Annotated in this window: 28 protein-coding genes and 1 pseudogene; 7 read left to right on the top strand and 22 right to left on the bottom strand. The window is 62.2% G+C overall.

Features of this window, described 5'->3' with window-relative positions:
- The 17 genes and pseudogenes from K289_RS47430 to motA form a co-directional block, all read right to left on the bottom strand.
- Positions 1 to 460 (bottom strand): annotated as a pseudogene (locus K289_RS47430) (flagellin); the annotation flags it as partial.
- A gap of 244 nt (positions 461 to 704) precedes the next feature.
- The gene (fliP, locus tag K289_RS0141405; RefSeq protein ID WP_027556643.1) at positions 705 to 1,445 is read right to left on the bottom strand and encodes a flagellar type III secretion system pore protein FliP; all 741 of its coding nucleotides are present in this window, start codon (positions 1,443 to 1,445) and stop codon (positions 705 to 707) included.
- A complete protein-coding gene (locus K289_RS0141400) occupies positions 1,442 to 1,885 on the bottom strand; it encodes a flagellar basal body-associated FliL family protein (protein ID WP_027556642.1) in 444 nt (147 codons plus the stop codon). The genes fliP and K289_RS0141400 overlap by 4 nt, the downstream gene beginning before the upstream one ends.
- A gap of 42 nt (positions 1,886 to 1,927) precedes the next feature.
- Complete coding sequence (gene flgH / locus K289_RS0141395) at positions 1,928 to 2,623, bottom strand: flagellar basal body L-ring protein FlgH (RefSeq protein WP_027556641.1); 696 nt, start codon at positions 2,621 to 2,623, stop codon at positions 1,928 to 1,930.
- The gene (locus K289_RS0141390; protein WP_027556640.1) at positions 2,624 to 3,397 is read right to left on the bottom strand and encodes a MotE family protein; all 774 of its coding nucleotides are present in this window, start codon (positions 3,395 to 3,397) and stop codon (positions 2,624 to 2,626) included.
- Between the two features lie 64 nt (positions 3,398 to 3,461).
- Positions 3,462 to 4,592 carry a flagellar basal body P-ring protein FlgI gene (gene flgI, locus K289_RS0141385; protein WP_027556639.1) on the bottom strand — a complete coding sequence of 377 codons (1,131 nt, stop codon included), beginning with the start codon at positions 4,590 to 4,592 and terminating at the stop codon, positions 3,462 to 3,464.
- Positions 4,589 to 5,065: a flagellar basal body P-ring formation chaperone FlgA gene (gene flgA, locus K289_RS0141380; protein WP_035688236.1), complete on the bottom strand. Its 477-nt coding sequence runs from the start codon at positions 5,063 to 5,065 to the stop codon at positions 4,589 to 4,591. Before flgA ends, flgI begins: the two co-directional genes overlap by 4 nt.
- Before the next feature lie 13 nt (positions 5,066 to 5,078).
- Positions 5,079 to 5,867 (bottom strand): flagellar basal-body rod protein FlgG, encoded by a 789-nt coding sequence (gene flgG / locus K289_RS0141375; protein ID WP_027556637.1) that lies wholly within the window; start codon positions 5,865 to 5,867, stop codon positions 5,079 to 5,081.
- 17 nt (positions 5,868 to 5,884) lie between these two features.
- Positions 5,885 to 6,211, bottom strand: a complete 327-nt coding sequence (locus K289_RS0141370) for a flagellar hook-basal body complex protein FliE (RefSeq protein ID WP_027556636.1) — start codon at positions 6,209 to 6,211, stop codon at positions 5,885 to 5,887.
- 2 nt (positions 6,212 to 6,213) lie between these two features.
- On the bottom strand, positions 6,214 to 6,630 hold the full coding sequence (flgC, locus tag K289_RS0141365; RefSeq protein ID WP_018641261.1) for a flagellar basal body rod protein FlgC: 417 nt from the start codon (positions 6,628 to 6,630) through the stop codon (positions 6,214 to 6,216).
- 11 nt (positions 6,631 to 6,641) lie between these two features.
- The gene (flgB, locus tag K289_RS0141360) at positions 6,642 to 7,022 is read right to left on the bottom strand and encodes a flagellar basal body rod protein FlgB (RefSeq protein WP_027556635.1); all 381 of its coding nucleotides are present in this window, start codon (positions 7,020 to 7,022) and stop codon (positions 6,642 to 6,644) included.
- Between the two features lie 85 nt (positions 7,023 to 7,107).
- Positions 7,108 to 8,193 (bottom strand): flagellar biosynthesis protein FlhB, encoded by a 1,086-nt coding sequence (gene flhB, locus K289_RS0141355; protein ID WP_027556634.1) that lies wholly within the window; start codon positions 8,191 to 8,193, stop codon positions 7,108 to 7,110.
- A 13-nt stretch (positions 8,194 to 8,206) separates the two neighbouring features.
- Positions 8,207 to 9,247: a flagellar motor switch protein FliG gene (locus K289_RS0141350; protein ID WP_027556633.1), complete on the bottom strand. Its 1,041-nt coding sequence runs from the start codon at positions 9,245 to 9,247 to the stop codon at positions 8,207 to 8,209.
- A gap of 2 nt (positions 9,248 to 9,249) precedes the next feature.
- On the bottom strand, positions 9,250 to 9,633 hold the full coding sequence (gene fliN, locus K289_RS0141345) for a flagellar motor switch protein FliN (RefSeq protein ID WP_027556632.1): 384 nt from the start codon (positions 9,631 to 9,633) through the stop codon (positions 9,250 to 9,252).
- Positions 9,634 to 9,745: 112 nt separating this feature from the next.
- The gene (locus K289_RS0141340; protein ID WP_027556631.1) at positions 9,746 to 10,057 is read right to left on the bottom strand and encodes a hypothetical protein; all 312 of its coding nucleotides are present in this window, start codon (positions 10,055 to 10,057) and stop codon (positions 9,746 to 9,748) included.
- On the bottom strand, positions 10,038 to 10,979 hold the full coding sequence (locus tag K289_RS0141335) for a flagellar motor switch protein FliM (protein ID WP_027556630.1): 942 nt from the start codon (positions 10,977 to 10,979) through the stop codon (positions 10,038 to 10,040). Before K289_RS0141335 ends, K289_RS0141340 begins: the two co-directional genes overlap by 20 nt.
- On the bottom strand, positions 10,976 to 11,872 hold the full coding sequence (motA, locus tag K289_RS0141330) for a flagellar motor stator protein MotA (protein ID WP_027556629.1): 897 nt from the start codon (positions 11,870 to 11,872) through the stop codon (positions 10,976 to 10,978). The genes K289_RS0141335 and motA overlap by 4 nt, the downstream gene beginning before the upstream one ends.
- 138 nt (positions 11,873 to 12,010) lie before the next feature.
- Here motA and K289_RS0141325 point away from each other — a divergent pair, with 138 nt between their 5' ends.
- The 5 genes from K289_RS0141325 (at position 12,011) to K289_RS0141305 (ending at position 18,729) form a co-directional block, all read left to right on the top strand.
- The gene (locus K289_RS0141325) at positions 12,011 to 12,799 is read left to right on the top strand and encodes a DUF1217 domain-containing protein (RefSeq protein ID WP_027556628.1); all 789 of its coding nucleotides are present in this window, start codon (positions 12,011 to 12,013) and stop codon (positions 12,797 to 12,799) included.
- Positions 12,800 to 12,802: 3 nt separating this feature from the next.
- Positions 12,803 to 13,531: a flagellar basal-body rod protein FlgF gene (gene flgF / locus K289_RS0141320; RefSeq protein WP_027556627.1), complete on the top strand. Its 729-nt coding sequence runs from the start codon at positions 12,803 to 12,805 to the stop codon at positions 13,529 to 13,531.
- Positions 13,532 to 13,567: 36 nt separating this feature from the next.
- Complete coding sequence (gene fliI / locus K289_RS0141315) at positions 13,568 to 14,893, top strand: flagellar protein export ATPase FliI (protein ID WP_027556626.1); 1,326 nt, start codon at positions 13,568 to 13,570, stop codon at positions 14,891 to 14,893.
- 828 nt (positions 14,894 to 15,721) lie between these two features.
- A complete protein-coding gene (locus K289_RS0141310; protein WP_027556625.1) occupies positions 15,722 to 16,357 on the top strand; it encodes a MarR family winged helix-turn-helix transcriptional regulator in 636 nt (211 codons plus the stop codon).
- Positions 16,358 to 17,322: 965 nt separating this feature from the next.
- A complete protein-coding gene (locus K289_RS0141305; protein WP_027556624.1) occupies positions 17,323 to 18,729 on the top strand; it encodes a site-specific integrase in 1,407 nt (468 codons plus the stop codon).
- Positions 18,730 to 18,832: 103 nt separating this feature from the next.
- Here K289_RS0141305 and K289_RS0141300 read toward each other — a convergent pair whose 3' ends face one another.
- Positions 18,833 to 19,372: a hypothetical protein gene (locus K289_RS0141300; protein ID WP_156918483.1), complete on the bottom strand. Its 540-nt coding sequence runs from the start codon at positions 19,370 to 19,372 to the stop codon at positions 18,833 to 18,835.
- 106 nt (positions 19,373 to 19,478) lie between these two features.
- Positions 19,479 to 19,703, bottom strand: a complete 225-nt coding sequence (locus K289_RS0141295; protein WP_027556622.1) for a hypothetical protein — start codon at positions 19,701 to 19,703, stop codon at positions 19,479 to 19,481.
- A gap of 182 nt (positions 19,704 to 19,885) precedes the next feature.
- On the opposite strand from K289_RS0141295, the gene K289_RS0141290 reads away from it, so the two are divergent.
- Together K289_RS0141290 and K289_RS0141285 are read left to right on the top strand one after the other, a co-directional pair.
- Positions 19,886 to 20,923 carry an AbiJ-NTD4 domain-containing protein gene (locus tag K289_RS0141290; RefSeq protein ID WP_027556621.1) on the top strand — a complete coding sequence of 346 codons (1,038 nt, stop codon included), beginning with the start codon at positions 19,886 to 19,888 and terminating at the stop codon, positions 20,921 to 20,923.
- A 330-nt stretch (positions 20,924 to 21,253) separates the two neighbouring features.
- Complete coding sequence (locus K289_RS0141285) at positions 21,254 to 21,766, top strand: hypothetical protein (RefSeq protein ID WP_156918482.1); 513 nt, start codon at positions 21,254 to 21,256, stop codon at positions 21,764 to 21,766.
- A gap of 174 nt (positions 21,767 to 21,940) precedes the next feature.
- Here K289_RS0141285 and K289_RS47425 read toward each other — a convergent pair whose 3' ends face one another.
- From K289_RS47425 to K289_RS0141265, 3 genes are read right to left on the bottom strand one after another with little or no spacing between them, the layout of a single operon-like run.
- The gene (locus K289_RS47425) at positions 21,941 to 22,216 is read right to left on the bottom strand and encodes a hypothetical protein (RefSeq protein ID WP_035688234.1); all 276 of its coding nucleotides are present in this window, start codon (positions 22,214 to 22,216) and stop codon (positions 21,941 to 21,943) included.
- Positions 22,200 to 22,511, bottom strand: a complete 312-nt coding sequence (locus tag K289_RS0141270) for a hypothetical protein (RefSeq protein WP_027556619.1) — start codon at positions 22,509 to 22,511, stop codon at positions 22,200 to 22,202. The genes K289_RS47425 and K289_RS0141270 overlap by 17 nt, the downstream gene beginning before the upstream one ends.
- Positions 22,511 to 22,888, bottom strand: coding sequence for a P27 family phage terminase small subunit (locus K289_RS0141265; protein ID WP_027556618.1), 378 nt, complete (start codon positions 22,886 to 22,888; stop codon positions 22,511 to 22,513). Before K289_RS0141265 ends, K289_RS0141270 begins: the two co-directional genes overlap by 1 nt.
- Positions 22,889 to 22,942 lie beyond the last annotated feature (54 nt).

Genomic DNA, 22,942 nt, shown 5'->3' with positions numbered 1-22,942 from the left:
TGAAGGTCGCCGGTGTGGCCAGGGTCGTGGCCGAGGTGTTGATGCTCAGCCAGTTGATGCCGTTGAAGGTCGCGGCATTGGCCGTGCTGCTCATCTGCTGCTGGATCTGGGTGATGTCCGCCTGGATCTTGGTGCGGTCGATACCGGCGGTCTTGGCTTCGACCAGCAGCGCCTGGAGCTTGGTCAGGCCGGAGTTCTTGTCGCCGATCACCGAGGTCAGAGCGGTATATTCGGTGTCGACGGTCGCAGCCGACAGACCGAGCGAGTCGGAGACGGCGGAGAGCGCGGCGTTGTCGGAGCGCATCGACGTTGCGATCGACCAGTAGGCGGCGTTGTCGGAGGCGGTCGAGACGCGCTGGCCGGTCGAGATCCGGGTCTGCGTGTTGGAGAGCTGCGAGCTCACAGACCGCAGGGTCTGGAGCGCGGTCATGGCGGTCGAGTTCGTAAGCAGGCTTGACATTGCGAATGTCCCTTTATGTACGCGTTACATTTTCACGAGGGGACATACCGGGCTTTCACCGGTACGGAGGGGCGGCATCATGCCTTTGGACTGATGTGGGTGAGGTCCAACCCGCCGTACCGTCTTGGTAGCACGCCGAATCTTGCTTCCAGATTAAGACCGCCTTGAATTTCGCTGCAAAATCATATGGTTAATATTACTTTCCGCTAACCATAACCAGCCGCTCCGCCGACGATCGCGGGTCTTACGAGAACGATCGCACCAGTCCGGAGGCGAGCAGATTCCAGCCGTCGATCAGTACGAAGAACAGCATCTTGAATGGCAGCGCGAGGATCGTTGGCGGCATCATCATCATGCCCATCGACATGGTCAGCGTCGCCACGATCATGTCGATGACGAGGAACGGCAGGATGATGAGGAATCCGATCTCGAACGAACGTCGTAGCTCGGAGATCATGAAGGCCGGAATGATGACGCGCATGTCGATACGCTTGTCGTCGAACTTCTTGCGGAAGCTCTCAGCCGCGAGCGACTCGAAGGTCTGAAGATCCTTCTCGCGGACATGGGCCAGCATGAACTCGCGGAACGGATCGGTGATCCGCAAATAGGCCTGCTCCTCCGAGATCTCGTTCTTCATCAGCGGCTGCACGCCGGTTTCCCAGGCCCGGTCGAAGGTCGGGGCCATGACGTAGAAAGTCATGAACAGTGCGAGGCTGATCAACACCAGATTGGCCGGCGTGGTCTGAAGGCCGAGGCCGGCACGCAGAAACGACAGCGCGACGGCAAATCGCGTGAAGCTCGTCACCATGATCAGCAGCCCCGGCGCCACCGACAGCACTGTGATCAGCGCCATCAGCTGGATGATGCGGCCGCTGGTCGAGCCGTTGCCCGGCGGCAGCAGCGAATTGAGATCCGGAATCTGGGCGAACGCAACCTCGGGCAGGACGACCAGCAGCAACGCCAGCAGCAGGACTCTCACTTTCACTGGATCACCAATGTCTCAATGATCAATTCGCGGACCTTGCCCGACGAACGGATATTGGCGCGCTCGGACAGGTCGTCACGCAGATGCTGGAGTCCGCGGGCGCCCTCGAACTGCGAAACCGACGCCGACCTCAGATAGATGACGATGTCCTCGCTGATATGCGCAGCCAGGATGCCGGCGTCTTCGTCGCTCATGCTGTCGGTCACCATGGAGGCTTCGACCCGCGCCCAGTTGTTGGCCGGCGCGGCGAGATTGGTCACGATCGGGGAAAGCTTCCTGAGCCGCGCGCTGCCGGCGTAGCTCGACGCAAGCGGCGGCGGGGTAGCGCTCTTCTTCGCGTCGGCGACGCGCTGCGCGCTCGCGAAAAGCTGCAGCCCTGCGACTGCGCCGGTCGCGATAGCGACCAGGGTCAAGGCCACGATGGCTGCGATCAGGCGCATGACATTCCCTGTCCCCGCAGCACGGTCCGGTTTGCCAGCTCGTCAGAATGGCGCCACGGCGTCATAGATCCGATGTCCCCATCCAGGCTGCTGCACGTCAGACAGATTTCCACGACCGCCATAAGACACGCGCGCCTCGGCGATCTTGTCATAGGTGATCGTATTGCCACGCGAGATGTCGCGTGGACGCACGATACCTCCGACGTTGAGGACGCGCATCTCCGTATTGACCCGAAACTCCTGCGAACCGCTGATCATCATATTGCCGTTCGGCAATACGTCGGTGACGATCGCGGCGATCGAGAGCTTGATGTCCTCGGCGCGATCGATCTGGCCGTTGCCCTTGATCTGGGTGTTGGTGCTGAGATTGGCGTTGGTCTGGCCCTTATCGGTCCACCCTGCTGCATCCATCAGCCAGTCGAGACCGAACTTGATTTGCGAATCGCGCGAGCGGCCGGTCTTGTTGTCGAGCTTCGCCTTGTCCTGCATCGAGATGATCACAGTCATCACGTCGCCGACGCGCCTGGCGCGCGGGTCGCGGTAGAGATCGGTGCCGTCGTCCCAGGTCGATCGATAGCTGACGGGCGTGCGGAAACGGGGTGACACCGGGATAGGATCGGCCGGCGTCCTCAGGCCGCTACCGACGGGCGACAATTGCGGCCCGTACAGCACCTCGGACGGATCCTGGGCGCAACCGCCCAGGATCACGAGCGAGAGGATGAGCATCGGCTTCTTCATCTATCTGGTCTTTCCGTCATCCACACGACGCATTCCGCCAAGCAGGTCGGCGAGATGCGCCGCGCGTGCCGAATCCATCTCATTGAAGATCGCGCTCGAGTTCCTCGGGCCGAGCTTGGCGAGCACCGCGGCTGCCGTCTCGTCCGCCATACCCGCGATCTGGGTGGCCGCAGCCTCCGGCTTCATGCGCGAATAAATCTCGACCACGTTCGCTTCGGCCTTCTTCAGGAACTCGTCGCGCAGCGCCATCCACTGCTCATATTCGGCCCGCTTGGCCTCGACCTCTGCGATCCGCTCGCGAAGCAGGTTCTCGGCCTTCTCCAGTTCCTTCAATTGCCAGGCGAGCCTTGCATCGACGGCGGGGTCGGCGACGTTGCTGCAGAACAGCGCGACCTCGTTGTCCGGTTGCGCGGCCGCAGCAGGCGAAGTCGGCTTCGCCGGCGCGGCGACACTGCCGGTTTTGGCGGGACGCGTAGGCGGAGTTGGCGGAGGCGCCGGCGGTGGCGTTTCGGGAGCCGGCACCGCGCCGGTGATCGCAGGTCCGGTGTCTTCCGCCGCCCAGGCGGTCGCCCTGGAGGAGGCGGCGTCGTTCGGCAACGATGCGGCCAGCCCTTGCGGCTTCTGCGAGCCCGGAGCACGTGCGCGCGCGAAGGAGAGCAGGTTGAGCGGCTTTGACGGCCTGGCCTCATCGAGCGCCAGCACAGGCGAAGCGCCCGCCAGCGCGGACGCAGCGACCAGGAGAAGGACTTTTGCTTTGTGATCCAGCTTCAGCATCGGGCCGCGTGCGATTCTCGGTCCTGAGAGCATTGAGCGACCAAGCTTGCACGACGCTTATGCATCATTGCACAATGACATCGGCCTGGAGCGCGCCTGCCGTCTTGATCGCCTGGAGGATGGCGATGATGCCGGACGGCTTCAATCCGATCTGGTTCAGCCCGCGGACGAGGCGCTGGAGATCGACGCCGCTGAGGATCGCAACCTGCGCGCCTGCTTCGTTGGCCTCGACGATGGTCTGGGGAACGACGACCGTCTTCCCTTGCGAGAACGGCGCGGGCTGCGATACCACGGGCATCTCGGTGACGCGGACCGTCAGATTGCCGTGCGTCACCGCAACGGTCGATATTCTTACGTCCCGTCCGATCACCACCGTGCCAGTGCGTTCGTTGATCACCACGCGCGCCGGTGTATCCGGCTCGACCGTCAGCTCGCCGATTTCGGCGAGGAAGCGGACCGGACCGATATAGCGCGGCTTGGACAGCACGATCGTCCGGTAATCGCGCTCGAAGGCGATCTGCGCGCGATAGCGGCCGCCGGCGTAGCGGTTGATGGCATCGAGAATGCGTGTCGCGGTGACGAAATCGGGGTTCTTCAGCTCGAGCACCAGGAACTCCATCTCATGGAGACTTCCCTGCACTTCCCGCTCGACCAGCGCACCGTTCGGGATGCGCCCGGCGGTCGGCGTGCCCTGGCTGACGTTCTGGGCCTGGCCGCCCACGCTGTAGCCGGCGACGGTGACGGCCCCCTGCGCCACCGCGTAGACGGCGCCATCGGCAGCGCGCAGTGACGTCATCACCAGCGTGCCGCCAAGCAGCGACGTCGCATCGCCGAGCGACGATACCGTCACGTCCATGCGTTCGCCCGGCGCCATCGAAGGTGGCAGATCCGCTGTCACCATGACGGCGGCGACGTTGCGCGTGCGCAGCGTCGTGGGCCGCGCCGGATTGTTCGTGCTGGTGGCTTCGTTCCTGACGTTGATGCCCATGTTCTCGAGCATCGACTGGAGCGACTGCTCCGTAAACGGCGCGTTGCGCAGAGTGTCGCCGGTGCCGTTCAGGCCGATGACGAGGCCGTAACCGACGATCTGGTTTTCGCGCAGTCCCTTGATGTCAGCGATGTCCTTGATGCGAACGGCGGCCTGGGCACCGGCCGCGGCAACGACGAGGATCAGCGCAAGCAGAAATCTGATCATGACCCGTCCACGACCTTGACGGTGCCGTCCGGCTGGACGATGCCCCTGATGATCACGCCGGTGTCGGTGTTTCGGACCGGGATGAGCGCACCGGCCGCACCCGACTGCATCGCCGAGCCGTACGTCACGATCGACAGGCCGCTGTCCTCGACGACCACCTTGACCATGGCACCGCGGGCGACGGTCCAGGGATCCTCAACCGCATTGGTCGGAATCGGCTGACCGGGCAGCAGCGTACGCCGCGCCATGCGGCCGACAAGCACCTGACGTCCTTCGATGAACATGGCTACGCCGAGAATGTTCGGCGCGAAGGCACGCTCCGTGATCATGTCGTCCCTGATCACCTCGCCGACGCGGATCGACACGGCCGGCACGGGAAGCCGCCGCTCCTCGGCCGCGGCCATCCGCGCAGAGGCGAGAACGAGCAGCGCGGCGGCCAACCCACGCGCGATCAGGCCCACCCTGTTCAACATGGATACACCGAAACTAGCGAAGTCCCTTCGACACCGTCGAGGCCATCTCATCCGAGGCCTGGATGACCTTGGCATTCATCTCGTAGGCGCGCTGGGCGGAGATCAGCTCGGTAATCTCCTTGACCGGATCGACGTTCGAAGCCTCAAGATATTGCTGGTTGATCTTGCCGTAGCCGGCATCGCCCGGCAGCCCGACGACCGGCGTGCCGGAAGCCGTGGTCTCACGATAGAGGTTGCTGCCCAGCGGTTCGAGGCCCGCCTCGTTGGCGAAGTTGGCGAGGTTGAGCTGGCCGATCTGCCGCGGATTGGTTTCCGTATCCAGCTTGGCAAACACCTGCCCGGTCTGGTTGACCGTGACCTGGACCGTTCCCTGCGGCACAGTAATTGCGGGGTCGAGCAGGTAACCGTCGATCGTGACGAGTTGACCGTTGGCATTGGTGTTGAATGAACCCGCGCGGGTATATTGCACTTCGTTGTTCGGCCCCAACACCTGAAACCAGCCACGGCCGTTGATCGCCAGGTCGTAGGGATTGCCGGTCTGCGTGAGCGCACCCTGGATGTGCAGCTTGCGGATGGCCGCCGACTTGACGCCGAGGCCGAGATTGGCACCCTCCGGGATCGGAGATGAACCCGAGACGTTCGAGACGCCCTGCATGCGGTCCATCTGATAGAATAGATCGGTGAATTCCGCGCGTGCCCGCTTGAACGACGTCGAGTTGATATTGGCGATGTTGTTCGCGATGACTTCGATATTGGTCTGCTGGGCATTCATGCCCGTGGCCGCGATGGCAAGCGATTTCACAGCGTCACTCCCTCAGCTCAAATCGACATCCGAACGACTTCTTGGTAGGCCTGCACGACCTTGTCGCGAACCGCGACCGCCGTCTGGAGGGCCTGCTCGGCCGACATCAGCGCCTCGACGACGCGCCGCGTCGACTCCTTGCCCTGCATCGCCGAGATCGATGCCGATTCGCCTGCCTTCAACGTTCCGATCGCGTCCGTGGTCACCTGCTTCATCACTGAATCGAAGCCGACGTCGTCGCCCGACTGGATCGCGGTCGCTGCGGGCGAGATGACTTGCGTCTCGGTCGCGCGGGATACAGCCTGGCCCGCGGAAATCGCCGTGGATGATATCGCCTCTAACATTGTCAGCTCCTCAGGAGATCGATGGTCATGCCCAGCATCGACCTCACCTGCTTCACGACCTGGAGATTGGCCTCGTAGGATCGATTGACCTCGCGCATGTCGGCCATCTCGATCATCATGTTGACGTTGGGCAGTTTGACGTAGCCGGCCTTGTCGGCAGCGGGATGCCCCGGATCGTACTCCACACGATACGGCGTGGTATCGACCCCGATTTCCTTGACCTTCGCAAGCTGTGCGCCCGAGGCGCGATCCATCGCGGCATCGAAGGTGATGGTCTTGCGCTGATACGGATCGGCCCCGGCGGTGCGCCCCGTCGAAGTCGCGTTCGCGAGGTTTTCCGAGACGATGCGCATGCGCGTCGACTGCGCTTCGAGCCCGGAGCTTGCGACCGTCAGAGATGCACTCAGCGAGTCCAGCATGTCACTTCACCTCAGGCCTTCGCGCTCGACAGCAGCATGCGGTGAAACGACCGCACGATTGCCGAGTTCATCGAGTAATCGCGATTGACGTCGCTGCCTTTGATCATCTCCTGCTCGAGGCTCACGGAGTTGCCGGAGTGAACCACGTCCCAGCTATCCTTCTTCGCGGTCGCGCGCGTGTCGGTCTCTGCTGCGGAAAGCTGCATGTGCGAGGGCGACGTCATTGCGAGCCGCACCGGGGTTCCGTCGAGCACCTTGTTGAACGGCTCGACGTCGCGAGCCCTGAAGCCGGGCGTATTGGCGTTGGCGACGTTGGTGGCGATCGTCGACTGACGGAGCTCGAGCCAGCGCGCCTGCGATGATGCGAGTTCGAAGAGATAAAGCGGTCCCACGATAGTCCCATTCTGGTCTATTCGGGAGAATCTTAGGATCGCAAGCTTTCCCCAGGCTGATGCGCGGGGCGCTGTCCTCAAAAATTCACTGAACCTTTTCGGCGCGCGGCGACTGCTTCGACTGCAGGAAGTAGATGATCTCTGCGACGGGACGGAAAAATTCGGGCGGGATCACCTGGTCGACCTGCACGGCATCGTAAAGCGCACGCGCAAGAGCCTTGTTCTCGATCACCGGGATCCTGTTCTCTTCGGCGACTGCGCGAATCTTCAGGGCGATCGCATCCATACCCTTGGCCAACACGATCGGCGCCGGGTTTTCATCGCGCTTGTAGCGCAGCGCCACTGCAAAATGCGTCGGGTTCGCGATCACCAGCGTCGCGCGCGATGCGGACGCGATCATGCGCTGACGCGAGCGGTCGCGTGCGAGCGAACGCAGGCGGGCCTTGACCAGCGGATCACCTTCCGCCTGCTTGTGCTCGTCCTTGATCTCCTGCCGCGTCATGCGCAGCTCGCGCCGCCAGTGGAAGCGCGCCCAGGCGAGATCGATCGCGACCAGCACGATCGTCGCGATGCAGACCGCCGAGACGATCCGCATCGCGATGGTGAGGATCATCTCGGGCAGCGCCACCGGATCGGTGTACATCGCCTCGAACGCCTTCGCTTCGGAGGAACGCAGCACGAAGCCGACGACGAGGCTCACCGAAACGAGCTTGAACAGCGATTTTGCGAACTCCACGAGTCCCTGGGTTCCGAATATCCGGCTCCAACCGGAGGCGGGAGAGATGCGCGAGAAATCCGGCTGGATGCGCTCAAGCACCAGACGCGGCGCGTTCTGCAGCAACGATGCCGCAAGCCCGAACACGGCGAGGATGACCACCAGCGGAATCAGGAAGCGCATCGCCTGCAGGCCTACCACAGTGAGGAGATTTTGCGCGTCCGCCGCGGTGCTGAGGGGGAAGCCGTCGGGATCGTCGAGGAAGCTCTTGAGGGTCGGCGTCAGTTGCTGCACGCCCTGGCCGATCAGGAATGCCTGGATCACCATCAGCGCCGCCATGGAGGCGAAGATGGACGCCTCCCGAGAGACCGGGATCTTGCCCTGTTCGAGCGCATCACGGACTTTCTTCTCGGTCGGCTCTTCTGTCTTGCTCTCCTGGTCGGATGTTTCTGCCATGCCTGTTCAGCGGTCAGCGGAAGACCAGCTCATCCTCCTGCTCGGGGTTGAGCTCGATTTCGCCCTTCTCCGCGAGGTCGAGTGCGAGATCGGTGATGACGCGGCGCGCCTCCAGCACGTCGCGCTGGTTCGACGGCTCGCCGATGGCGAGTTCGTGCTCGACGACGCGACGGACGCGTGAGGCGACCGAGGACAGGATCAGCTCGCGGAAACCCTTGTCGGTTCCCTTCAGGGCGACGACGATGCGATCGGTCGGCACCTGGTCGAAGATCATGGTGCGCGCCTTCGGCGTCAGGTTCACGACGTCGTCGAAGGTGAACAACAGCTCCTTCAGCACTTCCGCCGACTTCGGCCGCTTCTCCGACAGGCTCTTCAGCATGTCCTCGATATGGCCGCGCTCCATCTTGTTGATGATGTCGGCGACGCGGGCATAGGTGTCGGCGCCGAGATTCCGGGCGAAGTTCAGCGTCAGATCCTCATGCAGCGTCTTCTCGATGATGCGCATCGCATCGTCGACGATCGGCTTGAGACTGAGCACGCGCCGCATCAGCTCGTTGCGCAGGCTCGAGGGAAGCTGGCTCATCACCTTCGCCGCGCAGGCCGGCTTGACCTTGGACAGGATCATCGCGGCGGTCTGCGGATGCTCCTTGGTCAAATAGCTCGCGAGCGAGTTTTCCGACACCGAGGACACGCGGTCCCAGACCGAGCCGCTCGAATTGCCGAGCAGGTCCGACATGATCTGCGAGACCTGCTCCGCCGGAAGGACGTCGCCGAGCACCGCCTCGAGGCCACCGAGCGTTCCGAGGATGTTGGCGCCCATCGAAAACTGCTGGGCGAACTCCTCGACGATCCCCTCCAGCTCCTGCGCCGTAATCGGCCGCAGTTCCGCCGCTGCCTTGGTGACGATGCGGATCTCCTGCGGCTCGAACTGCTGCAGCACGCTGGCGGCGGCCTGCCGGCCCATGGCAAGCAGGAGCGCCGCAACCTTTTGCGTCCCGCCCAGCGTGGCAACGCCTCGCTGCTTGATGGGAGCGATGCCGACCTGTGCCGCCATGGTCAGGTATCACCCTGCCCCAGCGGTCCAACGATCTCCGTCAGCGAAACGCCGAAACGGGAATTGTCCTCTTCGACCACGACCACCTCGCCACGCGCGACGATGCGACCGTTGACCACGACATCGACGGGCTCGCCGACCCGATGATCCAGCGGCACCACGGCGCCGCGGCCGAGCTTCATCAGGTTCGCCACCGGAATGGTCGCGGAGCCCAGCACCACCTGCATGGTGACGGGAATGCGCAGGATCGCGTCGACATTGGCGAACTTGCCGGTCTCTTCGGCCGTGCGCGCGGCGATCTCCGCCAGCCTCTCCAGCGAAGAGGTGTCGGCATGTCCTTCGGACGCCGGTGCTCGATTGGACTCGTAGTCGAAAGGTTGCGCCATCTTGTATCGCCTCTTGATAACCCCTTCCGAAGCGCGGCTCCGGAATCATTCCCCTGCCCTCGCGCCGACGCCGGCTGACGTTCCGGTCATCCGCGCCTGACAGGCCCCCGCCTCAATGCTTGTCCTTGTCGCACCCCGTGGCCGCTGCGGGCATGAACCCGCGCCGTGCGTCGAGTGCCGCGATCGCGTCGTGCGCCTGATCAATCTTCGCGCTCAAAACATTGGCGAGTCGCCCGAGATTGGCCGTGGAATCGTGCGCCGCGGTAATTACCGTATCGAAGGCGCCAGCCGTTTCATGGACGATCGTGGAGAATTCACCCTGATAGCTGCGCAGCCGCGCCAGCTCGCGGTGCATCCTGGTCACCCGCATGCTGGTGAAAGCGAGCGCGATCAGCAGCACGACATCAACGAGATAGGATATCATCGACGAACTCCCGTTTCTGATCGACGGGATCTGCCACCTGCATGGCGTAGTAGCCATCAAGCTGGCCGATCTGGCACCAGAACAGCACCTGGTTGTTACTCTCAAGTCGGGCCAGCGTGCGCGGCGTGGCCTCGAGTTCGAGCACCTGCCCGACATGGAACTTCACGACGTCGCCGAGCGAGAGCATCTTCTCGTCGAGCACCGCGCTCAGCGTCACCTCGGTTCGGTGGACCTCGCTCTCCATCTGCTCGCGCCAGTGCGGATCGGCCGCGCGGCCGTCGCTGACGACGACGTGAGCGAGCTTCTGGCGCAGTGGATTGAGCGCCGAGTGCGGAATGATCAGGAACATCTGGCCGCCGCGGTAGAGTGCCTGCAGCATGATGTTCGCACAGATCGACATGTTGCCGCTGCGCCCGATCGCCAGCGACGCCATGGCGGTCTCGACCCGCTCCAGGCGGAACGTGACTTCGGAGGTGCCGGCGAAGGCAGATTGCAGCGACTTGGCAAAACGTTCGAACAGCGCCTGCACCAGGCGGAGCTCGATGTTCGAGAACGAGCGCTCGACGTCGATCGGCGGCTCGGCGCCGTCGGAGCCGAACATCGCCTCGACCATCGTGAACACGAAGTCGCGGTCGAGCATGATGATGACGCGGGAGTCCCACTGCTCGGCATAGAGCACGGCGGCGACCGCGTTGGCTTCGTAATCCTTGATGATGTCACCGACGCGATCATTGGTGATGCCATTGACCGAGAAGTAGCAGGGCGTTCCCGCCATCGGCTGGAGGCTGTCGGTGCACGATGCCGCCATGCGATCGAAGATCACATTGAGCATCGGCATCCGCTCGATCGAGATGCCGGCGGCGTCCAGCAGATAGTTTGGCAGCTGCTTCCGTTGATCGACGTCGAGGTCTTCCATCGTCATGCGCGCGCGGCCTTCGGTTCAGCCTCGGTCACGACCGCCTTGGGACCCGCAATCGTCTCGTTTTCGACGACGTCGATCGACGGACGCTCGTTGCTCGAGATCATCTTGCGGCCGTGCTCGACCGCGATCTGCGGCATGGCGCCGTTCATGAAGGCGAGCAGCGTCTGCTTGACGATGATGTAGGGCCGGCAGCGCTTCTCGCGCGTCATCTTGATCTTGATCGCGAAGGGCGAAATGATGCCGTAAGACAGGAAGATGCCGGCGAAGGTGCCGACCAGGGCCGCGCCGATGAAGCCGCCGAGCAGCTTCGGCGACTGGTCGAGCGCGCCCATCGCCTTGATGACGCCGAGCACCGCGGCAACGATGCCGAGCGCCGGCAGCGCCTCGGACACCGTCACCAGCGAATGGTAGGGCGCCAGCTTGCTCTTCACGATGGTGTGAATCTCCTCGTCCATCAGCGCCTCGATCTCGTGCGTTCGCGCGTTTCCCATGATGATGAGGCGCACATAGTCGCAGATGAACTGAAGCAGCGACGGGTCGCCGAGCACGCTCGGGAACGCCTTGAAGATCTCCGAGGACGAGGGGTCGTCGATATGGGCTTCCACCTCGTTGCGGCCCTTGCCGCGCAGCTCGCGCATCAGGGCATGCAGAGCACCGAGCAGATCGAGATAATAGCGTTCACTGGGCACCGCGCCGGTGATGGCCTGCATGCACGCAAGCCCGGTGTCTGCGACCACCTTCCAAGGATTGGCCACGATGAAGGTGCCGACCGCGGTGCCCATGATGATCACGAACTCCCACGGCTGCATCAGCACGGCCAGATGCCCGCCCATGGCGGCAAATCCGCCGAGCAGCGCCGCAACCGTGATGAAAATCCCCACGAAACTGCCCAACACGCCGCTCCATCGCCGATCCCATCGGCAACATCTATGCGCCGACGCTTGCGCGAAGCTGGCTTCCCCCTCGCCAGCCCCGCGCAAGCAATCCGCGGCAGCTTGGGACCATGTCGCAATCGCGGCCGGAGGTGTGCCATGCTGTCCACAATCGCGGACTACACGAGAATAACCAAGGACATGGGCAAGTCGCTGACGCTGGTCGCGAAGCAGCCGGATGTCAGTCGCGAGACCGATTATTTCCTCGCCAACATCGGCAAGGTGAAGACCATCGACGACTTCCTGAAGGACTATCGGCTCTATTCCTACGCGATGAAAGCCTATGGCCTTAGCGACATGACCTACGCCAAGGCATTCATGCGGAAGGTTCTGACCGAGGGGATCGCGACCAAGGACGCCTTCGCCAACAAGCTCTCCGACTCCCGCTACCGGGAATTCGCCGCCGCGTTCAATTTCGCCGCCCTCGGCGCCCAAGCGACCCAGACCACCCAAGCCACGACCGGCACGGCGACCCAATATGTCACGCAGACGATGGAGCAGAACGCCGGCGACCAGAACGAGGGCCTGCGGCTGGCGCTCTATTTCACGCGCAAGGCCTCCACGATCACCAACGCCTACCAGATCCTCGCGGACAAGGCGCTGACGCAGGTCGTGCAGACGGCGCTCGGCCTGTCGGCGACCGTCAGCTCGGCCGACATCGACGCCCAGGCCAAGATGATCACGAGCAAGATCAACATCACCGACTTCCAGGACCCGACCAAGGTGAGCAAGTTCGTGCAGCGCTTTGCCGCAATGTGGGATGCGAGCCAGGCCCAGAGCGACAACTCGACCAATCCCGCGCTGGTCCTGATCGGCGGCGCGTCGACGAGTGCCAGCATGGACACCGACATGCTCTCGAAGCTTCAGTCCATCCGGTTCGGGAAGTAAGTCATGCAATCGGCTCTCTATGTGGGATTGTCGGCGCAGGTCGCCCTCGAAAAGCGCCTGCAGACGATCGCCAACAACGTCGCCAACGTCAACACGGCGGCGTTCCGCACCGACGTGGTGAAATTCGAGACGGTGCTGTCGAAGGCGGGCGCCAATCCCGTCGCCTTCTCCTCGCCCGGCGACAACATCATCTCGCGCGAGGCCGGCAATATCACCGAGAGCGGCAACCCGCTCGACGTCGCGGTCGTCGGACAGGGCTGGCTCGCCTTCGCCGGCCCCAACGGTACGGTCTATACGCGCGACGGCCGGCTCCAGATCGCCCCCAATGGCGACCTTCAGACGGTGAGCGGCTTTCCCATCATCGATGCGGGCGGTGCGCAGCTCACGCTCGATCCGAACGGCGGACCGGTCTCGATCTCGCGCAGCGGCGCGATCACCCAGGACAACAACGAGATCGGCACCATCGGCCTGTTCAACATCCCTGCCGACGCCAGTCTCGACCGCTACGGCAATTCGGGCGTCGTCCCCGATCGTCCGGCGACCGCGATCTCCGATTTCACCCGGGACGGCTTCAAGCAAGGCTATGTCGAGGGCTCCGGTGCCAATCCGATGCTCGAATTGACGAAGCTGATGTCGGCCTCGCGCGCCTTCGACAGCACCAATTCGATGATCGAGGGCACCGAGAGCTCGCTCCAGAACGCAATCCGGACGCTGGGCGAGCCCGGCAAGTAGACTGCGCCTCGCGCGCGATGACGGTGGACAATTTCCTTGAACGCTCTCCGGCAACTTGAGTGGGCGCTGCTGGAGCTTCAGCAGAGCACCCCCCTTGCAAGCGTCAGTGGCGCGATCTCCGAGATCGCCCCGACGCATTTCCGCGTCTCCGGCCTGTCGCGGTTCGTCAGGCTCGGCGAGCTGATCGGCGTCAATTCGGCAGGCAAGCCCCAGATCGGCGAGGTGGTGCGGATCGACAGCGACGGCATCATCGCAAAACCGTTCGACCGGCAGTTCTCCGGCGGCCTCGGCTCGATCGCATACCGGATGCCGCCATTGTCCTTCGCGCCCGATCCGAGCTGGAAGGGCCGCGTCATCAACGCGCTCGGCGCACCGCTCGACGGACAGGGGCCACTCACCCCTGGATCGCGGGCGGTGTCGGCGGAGGCCGAGGCGCCGCCGGCGATGAAGCGGGCCCGCGTCCACAAACCCTTGCGCACCGGCGTGCGGGTCATCGACCTCTTTGCGCCGATCTGCGCCGGCCAGCGCGTCGGCATCTTCGCCGGCTCCGGCGTCGGCAAATCGACGCTGCTCGCGATGCTCGCCCGCAGCCAGGGATTCGACACCGTCGTGCTGGCGCTCGTCGGCGAGCGCGGCCGCGAGGTGCGCGAATTCATCGAGGACGTGCTGGGCAATGACCGCGCGCGCGCCATCACCATTGTATCGACGGGAGATGAAAGCCCGATGATGCGGCGGCTGGCGCCGAAGACGGCGATGGCGGTCGCCGAATATTTTCGCGACCGGGGCGAATCTGTCCTGCTCGTGGTCGATTCGATCACCCGATTCGCGCACGCCGCCCGCGAGGTCGCACTCGCCGCCGGCGAGCCCGCGGTCGCCCGCGGCTACGCGCCGACGGTCTTCACCGATCTGCCGCGCCTGTTGGAACGGGCAGGCCCGGGTGAGGAGGGATCCGGCAGTATCACCGGCATTTTTTCCGTCCTGGTCGACGGCGACGATCACAACGAGCCGATCGCCGATACCATCCGCAGCACGCTCGATGGGCACATTGTGCTTAGCCGTCACATTGCCGACCAGGCGCGCTATCCGGCCGTGGACGTGCTGGCCTCCGTCTCCCGCCTCGCCCATAACGTCTGGGATCCGGAGGAGCGTGAGCTCGTCAGCAAGCTGCGCACCATGATCGCCAAATACGAGGACACGCGCGACCTCCGCCTGATGGGGGGGTACCAGTCCGGGCGTGATTCGGGCCTCGATCAGGCGGTCGATATGGTCCCGCGGATCTACAGCGCAATGCGGCAAGACACGTCGGCTCCACCAAGCGCCGATCCATTCCGCGAGCTGCGGGACATGCTCAAGGGCGACTAGCCGCCTATTCCGCCGCGCGGCGAAGCCATAGGCGCTTCAGCGCGATCGCTGGGGCCGTGGCTGGGCCAGTGCGGAATGCGCCCGCAAAAATACGCAGGGCTTCCGTCGCCAATAGCCTCATCCGTTCGGTTGATTGCATTACGGGGGACACCACCGACAATCCGCCCCCTCTCGCAGAATGCGAACAACCGCCGCGTGTAATTCGTACATATTCCCTCGCCGATTCTGCAACCCGATTGCGCAAGTTGTGGATGACGGAGCGGCGTACATCTTCGTCATGCACAAGCTCTGATCAACTTGCGTCAGCAGGGGCCAACAATATGCGTGCAATCAAACTGTCGTATAGTTCACAGCATCTCGCTTCATACATAGAGAATATCGTTCACCATCATGTGTTCTCCGTAGCGAGATAGAGTTGAACGTCATCAACGTTTGCAACGACATCCACTCCAAGAGCGTCTCTACTTGATTTTGTTGAGAAGCTCATTCATCGTTTCGGCGGAATATAAGAAACGTTGCTTGTGACTTGAACTCAGGGGCTTCGGTTGAGCAATTCCGATCCATCGTCCGGTAGTGACGGCAACTCGGGTCCCCGTTCGACGACGTCGCGATTGGCATGCCATCAGCGACGCAGCTTCTCGTGCCGGATTCCGCGGCGCGCAGCAGGCCGGACCAGCTTCGTAGCGATGCATGTCTTTGAGCGGGAGCCGGGCACGATGTGCTCACCGGATGTTGCCGGCTATCCAGCTTCTCGCGAAGGATTCGTGCGCGATGGTGGAAAGCGGCTTCGGGGCGCCGCAGGCGAGATTCCCGGGGCGAGGTAGATCCATGCCATTGGCACGCGAAGCGGTCGAGCTGCTGGTTCAAGCGGCGAGGGCCTGGTATTTCGAAGGCAATCAGCATGGATTGCGCGACCGCGAATGGATGGCGCTGCGTTTCCTCGGGCGCGCCAACCGCTTCTCGCGCACGCCGTCGGCGCTCGCCGGTCTCATCGGTGCTACGCGCGCGACCGCATCGCAAATCGTGAAGACGCTCGAGAGCAAATCCTTCCTGGTGCGAAAGCCCTCGCATGAGGACAAGCGTTCCGTCGTGCTCCACGTCACCGCGCAGGGCGAGAAGTGCCTGAGCCAGCATGATCCGATCAATCACGTCATGAACGCGGTCGCCGCGCTCGGCACCGAGGAGTGCATGAGGCTGCGCGACTCGCTGACGAAGATCCTCAATCACCTCGATGCGACGCATCAGCGGCTCAACGCCAGCATCTGCCGCGACTGCATGTTTCTCGCCGAGCGCGGTCCCGCGACGGGCAAGACACGCGCGAGCGCTGAGTTCATGTGCCGGCTGTATCGCGCGCCCATCTCGCTCGAGGAGACCGAACTCCTCTGCACCAGCTTCGAGCGCACCCGCGACCGCCCGAAGATCGAGGAACATCTCGATCGCGCCCGCGTCGCCAGCCAGGGGTGACGCGACAGGCTGCGGACTGATGCGCCGGACGCGCAATTTCCGGGCGAATAGCACGAACAGATTTTACGGAAAATTTCGCGAGATGATGCGCTCGCATCACCGGTGAGACAGCCTTAACGAATGGCTATGCCTCCGATGTCCTCCTGGCGAAGGCCAGGACCCATAACGCGGAATCTATCGATTCCGGACGGTGGGGTACCGAACGACGAGTCTTCGCCAAACTACGCCCTGGGGTAATGGGTCCCCTGGCTTTCGACCAGGACGACGTTAGTGAGACATTGTGCACATTGTCTCCACACACTCGTCATTGCGAGCTCAGCGAAGCAATTCAGAAATGCGCCCGCGGAGGGGCTCTGGATTGCTTCGTCGCAAGGGCTCCTCGCAATGACGGAGCAAGGTCCGGCATCGTCGGTCTTCGGCTTACATTCGAAATCGCAGACACACCTTCGCATTCTCGCGGCTGATTTCGCCCGAGCTTTGCTCTCCACCCCCTTCAATCAAGAGGGCGCAGGGAAGACCGGGTGCCGGCTGGCACCCACGGTCCGCTGTGCGCATGTAGCGCAATCAGAAACTGCACAGCGGCATACAGGTGAAGCCCAACACGCGGCCTTCCCTGCGCAGTGGATTGACGGCTTATGCCGTGCTCTCCCGGGAGCCGAGTTCCTTCTGGCCTCCCTCGCCTCGCGAATTGACGATGCAGTCCGCCCGGTCGGGCTCGCTTGCACCTCCGCGAAAGGCTTGACCGTAGCAACGACGGCCAGGACCACACGTCTATATTTTGATGGGCGGTGAAAGCCGCTGAAATAAAGAAAACCCTTTAAAATAAGGGGTCTTCATCTAACCTCTTGATCGGCTTCAGCGCGCGCTTCGCCAAATCTGGGGCCCGGCCCTAAGCCTCTCATCGTCCGCACGACAGACTGAAAGGCCGGAGCCGGGCCCATGGTCCCAACCTTGGAGCTGAAACCATGAGCAACACTATCACGACCGTCGAGCCCGTTGCCAAGGGCCGGCGCAAGCGCAACAGCGCGATTCTCACCGACCGGCATTGCCTCAAGCGGGTCGAGGAGCGAACCAAACTCTACGACCGCAAATGCCCCGGCCTCTACATCAGCATCACCACGGCCGGCGTCGCGACCTTCTCCTTCAAGTTCACCGACCGGCAGACCGGCAAGCAGCGCACCGCGTGGCTCGGCGTCTACAATCCGGAGACCTTCAAGGTTGAGGACGCCCGCAGCAAGGTCTACGGCCTCAAGGGCATGGGCGGCACCGCGCTAGCCGAGACCTTCCGCGAGCACAAGGCTGACAAGGCCAAGCGCGGCAAGACCGTCGCCGAAATCATCGAGGAGCGAATCGACTGGATGAAGACGCCAGTCCGGAAGCCGGACGGCGAGATGCGGCCCCGGCTGGAGGCATGGGAGGAGACGGCGCGCCAGCTCAACCGCTTCCTGCGGCCCCGGCTCGGCAAGAAGCTCGCCAGCGAGGTCACCAAGCACGACATCGCGACGCTCTCGAACGACATCACCAAGGGCCTGTTCGGCCGCCCCTCGGTCAGCAACGCCCGGCACATGCGTAAGGCGACCTCCGGCCTGTTCAACTGGGCGGCCGAGGCCGGCCGCGACTATGTCACGGCCTCGCCCTGCATCAACCTGCCGAAGCTCGACCCGGAGCACCCGCGCACCCGCGTGCTCACCGAGGACGAGATCAGGATACTCTGGCACGGCCTCGACCGCCACGAATTGATGGCGTCATGGGACCGCCGGACCCGGCTGGCGCTGAAGTTCGAGCTTGTGAGCATGTTGCGGTCGCGCGAGCTACTCGGCGCGCACCGGGACGAGCTGTTCGACCTCGACGGCAGAACTGCGCGCTTTGACGTGCCGCTGAAGCGGGTCAAGAAGCGGCGGGTCATCCAGCAGCCGCTGTCTGATCTCGCGGTCGAGATCATCGAGGAAGCGCTGCGGGGATCGAACAAGCAATTCGTCTTCGCCTCGCCGCTCGGCGATCAGCCGTTGCATCGCAAGGCCATGGCGGACGCGCTGCGCGGCGACAAGCGCAAGGGCGTGGTGCGGACGCCCGGCATCTGCCAATTGCTCGGCTTGCGCCCGTTCACGCCGCACGACCTGCGCAGGACGGCGGCCACCTTAGCCGGCGATCTCGGCTTCGATGATACCGTCATCGCCAAGTGCCTCGACCATGCCGTGACCAAGAAAGGCGACGTCATCGTGCCGACCGTCACCGGCAAGGTCTACAACCACTCCAAGCGGATGAAGGAGAAGCGCGCGGTGCTGGATGGGGTCGCATTGGAGCTGCGGCGGATTATCGGTGAGCCTACTGTAGAGGCCGTCGAACGGCCTGACCTGCGGTTCGCGGCCTGATCAGGCCTAAACCCACCATATTGCAAATTGAGCAACCCGGTCAGCACATCGCTGACCGGGTCTTCATTTTGACACTCGCTCCGGGCAAGCGTCGCGGCGATTATCAGTAAGGAATGCCTGCCCCGAGCTCTTCGCCGTTAGTGCAGGCCCGATACAATCGATCTAATGCCGTATGAATATCCTTCAGTTCTCGTGATCCATAGTCGTGAAGTGCTTCAACATCGTAGCCGTCGGCTTGCCCAAAAAGATATTCGACAGTGTGTTGCCGTAGGTTCACTAGGTCTAGACACGCCTCGTAACAGCGTTCGAGGCGCTCGAAGATGTCGCTTTGCAAAGCAGCAACGGCCAACATTGAACCCTTTATATCGTCCAAGTATACGCTCGGAATGGGCCAGCTATTCCTCCCACCTTCGCTCTCAAATTCAAATCGTAGATCAAACTCTGTCTTGAATACTTTGAAGTGACCCGGGTTAGACTTCATGGCCTCAAGGGTTTCTCGAAGCCTTGTAACGGCCCATGCGTTCAGTTCGCATTCGCGCCTTAGAATGATCTTATACGCTTCGATTTGTCGGCCGGTCGCTGCTCGTCGTCGCATGAGTTCAAACAACTCACGCAAAACAAAGACCACGATGGCAGTGGACACACTCGCAGACAACCAATCCATATTAGGACACCATCCAGAGGTAGGGAAACTGCAACTAACTAATAAGCCGGTCAATCCTCCGAAGGCCTGAACCGCGTGCGGCTGTTCACTCGGGGTTGTCCAGCTTGTCCATCTCGGCCTTCGCCAGCGCCGTGGCTTTCTCGATGGCGTCTTGTCGCGTGAGGGTGCTGGGGTTCAACCGCCGCGAGACGAGGTTGTCCCAATAGAACCGGACCGACTTCCGACCATCCGCGAACCACACCTCAAGGCTTCTGCAGTCGTCGTCTACGCCGCGGTGGGGGATGATGCGGATGGGATCACCTTCGGCCATTGGAAGTTGGTAGCATCCCGGCGGGACGTGGACAACGGCGCGTCAGAACCGTTCCCTCTTGCCGCTCGTGCATGCACGGCCCTGTGAATAATCGGGACAAACGCTCCAATCCTCGCACTACTACCTTGCATTGTGCCACCGTAAGCTCTCCCGATTCGCAAGGAGGCCGGGGCGGACTACCAATGCTGACTGATATTTTCGCTTTCCGTTACGCGCAGCCCCGAATGTGGGAGACGTTCTACGAGGAGCCGCGCCGCCTTCTCGTGCAAGGCTTCCAACTCCTGAATGACATTTGTCCCTACTATGTGGATGGCAATGAGCATAAGGGCGGGAAGGAGTTTTGGACGCGAATACATGACTTGCTTGCGAGAGAGCTTGGCTTGCAGGAACTATCTCCACAGCACTGGGGCTTCTACACCCCGCAAAAGTACTGGATGAGCGGTCAAAACACCACGGCGAAGATGTGTGAGACGTGGATGCTTACGCCGTTCGACGGCAAGATACCGGCTGACCGCTTTATCAAAGAGCGTCTCAGCCTAGTCGAAATCGGCTTCCGTCAGCGCGAGAATTACGTGGCCGGACTGAACGCCAAACTTCCGGAAAAAATCGCGGAAGCCGAATTGTTTGACAAGCGAGGCGAACGCAAAGGCATTCGGGTCCCCGGCAACGCTGCCGATGGGGTACGAGCGGCAAACGCCAGTTTGAACGCTAAGTTTCAAGAGGCAGTGAACGAACTAAATGCCCGTTTTCGGCGAGCGCAGTGCCAGTTGCACTACCACAACGGCTTTATCCAAATCTCTGAGGATCAAACGGTCGCGCAAGAGATCGAGACGCCGTTTTGGAAGCTGGTGGCGGAGCCGAAGTGGCACAACGTGGATCACGACATGAAGGAGGCGATCGATCTGCGTGATACGGGCGGGCGCGATCCGGCCTTCTATGCAGCGCGCTCGTTGGAGAGCGCCATCAAGATCATCTCGGACGAAAAGCTGCTGACCACGGGCAAGGAGAAAGGCGCTCACAACTACATCGATAACCTGATGGGCGCTAAACTCATCGAGGTCTGGGAGATGGAGGCGCTGAAGTACTTCTTTACGAAGGTCCGCAATCCTTTCGGACACGGTCCCGGTGCCGCGCCCATGCCCAGCCTCACCGATCACCAGACCAACTGGGCTATCGAAAACTCCATGATCTGGATCAAAAGCCTTATTCGCAGGATGTGACGGACGATCAGCGTGTTCGAAACACCGGTCGCGGGGGTTGGTGCGGGCTTCGACGATCCACGGGGCGCGCTGCTGTGGCGACGCCAGTCGGGGCGGCGGCGATTCCAGTTGCACGACCTACTGCTGCTAACAACAACCGGGGTGCCCTCGGTCAAGTCCGACGCCCCTCTTTCATGGTTGTAATCCCAGGCAAACAGTTCAACCAGAGGTCTCTTTAGTCGGCTTGCTTCTCACCGTCGGCAGTGAGCGGCTCCCGGTTGTGATCCGGTGCCATACGCTTTACCATTGTGGGGCGGTGAATTACCACCGCCTCATACTTTGGAGGGTACATTGACTGCTAATAATCATGTTACTCTACCTCAAGCAGCTATTGACCATATGTCACACACTGCACAGGAACATGTCCCAACCAGGCTTCTTCCTATTCAAACGAATTTCGTTTGGGACAATCCATTGACCACCGGCAACGTCGATACTGGCATAGCGGGAGAGCACAATGTTTTCGTGTTCGATATCGCTGCAATGGTAGCGAATGGCACCTTCGATCCAAACGTCGGGATCGTCGACCATATCCAGGGTTTCCAGCCGGGGTTGGACGAAATTGCTTTTATCAATGTTTCGCCCAGCATTAGCGGTCCAACGGGGCAGCTTGCGGATCTTGCAGCACAGACTTTTGGAGGTGGTGCTCAAGTTCTTCACCTTAATGGTGGTTTCAATGTCGATACCGTCCTGACAGACGGAGTTACCAGCATCCCGAATATCTCGGTCCACCAAGACAACACCGTCACGCTACTCGACGGCACAATCGTCACGATGCCACAGGATCCGTGGCTTCTAGCCTAATTCATCAATTACGAGGGGCTTTGCTGCTGCCCCACCAAGAGTACAGGCCCTTGGCAACCCCAAGGGCCTTTTTCTGTTCAGCGCTCGCCGCGCCAGATCGCATCCAGTATGCCCTCATCGTGATCGCGGTGCACCGGCAGCATGCCCAGCTCACGCCACATTGCATAACGTCAGTCAGCGACGTTCGCGTGAGGATGCTTGGTCGTTCGGCGGCTGGAGGTGCTTCAATGCCAAGCGCGCGTGGTGCTCGGCTTCTTTGTTGCCGGTCTTCACGATCTCTTCAATTGCCCAGACTAGCGTCTGTATGGCCCCTTCCAAGTGCGGGTTACGCGAGTTGTCCATCATAAAATGAAAAGATTCCTGCGCGCGTGAATCGTTCCGTCGTTTCTCTAATTCGCGGACGGTAACTCGGTCAATCACCAGAAAGGTGCGGTCATTTCCGTCGTGCATCCAGCGCGGCCTGCAGTGCCCGTCGCCATTGCACCGACGAGCCCCAGTCGCGACCGGCGGCAAGGCACGGCATGTATTTCGGCATCGAGCCATCCAGCAAGGGATCGAGTACGCTGACCATGTGCGCCGGCAGTTTTAGCAACTGCCAGTTTAGCTCCTTGTCGATTCGCGCGAACTCGTCGGCCTCGGGGCTATTGTCGTCAACGTCGTCATGGCCGGCGGCCTGCAGTTCAAGGCCGCGCTTGAACAGAATGACCATCTCATCGGTGACGGTGATCGTGCGTCTCTGCGCCATCACCAGCCGCCGGGCTTGGGAGGCCTGCCGGGGCCTCGTTTAGGTTCGGTGTCTAGAACACCAAGCCGGCGGAGCAATCGCGCGCACAGGCCTCGCGCGGCGATCTCGGCCATGATCATCGGGTTGAGCTTCATCCCGACCCCGTTGCCGGTCTCGATCATGTCGCCATCAACGGCGATCTGCCGGCGCAGGCGCTCCGCCATGCCGTAGGCCGCGCAAGCCTGCTCCAAGAGGGCGCGGCCGGCCCGGTCGGGCACGTCCCACTCGGCGAGAATGCTGCGCCACAGCTCGGAGGCGATGACATCCAGTTGCGGCGGCGGTTCCGGTGTGATTCCCGGCCGATAGGTGACGAGAGGGATGGGTTTTTCGGCTGCCATGGGCTGATGCTACTGCTGATCGGGCGCTTTACCCAAAACCGAATATTTGGACGT

This window comes from Bradyrhizobium sp. Cp5.3, from assembly GCF_000426265.1.
Lineage (GTDB): Bacteria > Pseudomonadota > Alphaproteobacteria > Rhizobiales > Xanthobacteraceae > Bradyrhizobium > Bradyrhizobium neotropicale.
This window is presented reverse-complemented; position numbering and strand designations above follow the sequence as displayed.

What these genes read in the sequence shown, in the direction of transcription:
- K289_RS0141340 (WP_027556631.1), bottom strand. Translation starts at nt 10,057, where the DNA reads ATGATATCCTATCTCGTTGATGTCGTGCTGCTGATCGCGCTCGCTTTC.
- K289_RS0141270 (WP_027556619.1), bottom strand. Translation starts at nt 22,511, where the DNA reads ATGGCGCAGAGACGCACGATCACCGTCACCGATGAGATGGTCATTCTG.
- K289_RS0141310 (WP_027556625.1), top strand. Translation starts at nt 15,722, where the DNA reads ATGCCATTGGCACGCGAAGCGGTCGAGCTGCTGGTTCAAGCGGCGAGG.
- flgA (WP_035688236.1), bottom strand. Translation starts at nt 5,065, where the DNA reads ATGTTGAACAGGGTGGGCCTGATCGCGCGTGGGTTGGCCGCCGCGCTG.
- K289_RS0141350 (WP_027556633.1), bottom strand. Translation starts at nt 9,247, where the DNA reads ATGGCGGCACAGGTCGGCATCGCTCCCATCAAGCAGCGAGGCGTTGCC.
- flgH (WP_027556641.1), bottom strand. Translation starts at nt 2,623, where the DNA reads ATGAAGAAGCCGATGCTCATCCTCTCGCTCGTGATCCTGGGCGGTTGC.
- K289_RS0141370 (WP_027556636.1), bottom strand. Translation starts at nt 6,211, where the DNA reads ATGTTAGAGGCGATATCATCCACGGCGATTTCCGCGGGCCAGGCTGTA.
- flgF (WP_027556627.1), top strand. Translation starts at nt 12,803, where the DNA reads ATGCAATCGGCTCTCTATGTGGGATTGTCGGCGCAGGTCGCCCTCGAA.
- K289_RS0141400 (WP_027556642.1), bottom strand. Translation starts at nt 1,885, where the DNA reads ATGCGCCTGATCGCAGCCATCGTGGCCTTGACCCTGGTCGCTATCGCG.
- flgC (WP_018641261.1), bottom strand. Translation starts at nt 6,630, where the DNA reads ATGCTGGACTCGCTGAGTGCATCTCTGACGGTCGCAAGCTCCGGGCTC.
- fliN (WP_027556632.1), bottom strand. Translation starts at nt 9,633, where the DNA reads ATGGCGCAACCTTTCGACTACGAGTCCAATCGAGCACCGGCGTCCGAA.
- flhB (WP_027556634.1), bottom strand. Translation starts at nt 8,193, where the DNA reads ATGGCAGAAACATCCGACCAGGAGAGCAAGACAGAAGAGCCGACCGAG.
- K289_RS0141265 (WP_027556618.1), bottom strand. Translation starts at nt 22,888, where the DNA reads ATGGCAGCCGAAAAACCCATCCCTCTCGTCACCTATCGGCCGGGAATC.
- flgI (WP_027556639.1), bottom strand. Translation starts at nt 4,592, where the DNA reads ATGATCAGATTTCTGCTTGCGCTGATCCTCGTCGTTGCCGCGGCCGGT.
- K289_RS47425 (WP_035688234.1), bottom strand. Translation starts at nt 22,216, where the DNA reads ATGCACGACGGAAATGACCGCACCTTTCTGGTGATTGACCGAGTTACC.
- K289_RS0141335 (WP_027556630.1), bottom strand. Translation starts at nt 10,979, where the DNA reads ATGACGATGGAAGACCTCGACGTCGATCAACGGAAGCAGCTGCCAAAC.
- K289_RS0141290 (WP_027556621.1), top strand. Translation starts at nt 19,886, where the DNA reads ATGCTGACTGATATTTTCGCTTTCCGTTACGCGCAGCCCCGAATGTGG.
- K289_RS0141325 (WP_027556628.1), top strand. Translation starts at nt 12,011, where the DNA reads ATGCTGTCCACAATCGCGGACTACACGAGAATAACCAAGGACATGGGC.
- K289_RS0141295 (WP_027556622.1), bottom strand. Translation starts at nt 19,703, where the DNA reads ATGGCCGAAGGTGATCCCATCCGCATCATCCCCCACCGCGGCGTAGAC.
- K289_RS0141305 (WP_027556624.1), top strand. Translation starts at nt 17,323, where the DNA reads ATGAGCAACACTATCACGACCGTCGAGCCCGTTGCCAAGGGCCGGCGC.
- K289_RS0141390 (WP_027556640.1), bottom strand. Translation starts at nt 3,397, where the DNA reads ATGCTGAAGCTGGATCACAAAGCAAAAGTCCTTCTCCTGGTCGCTGCG.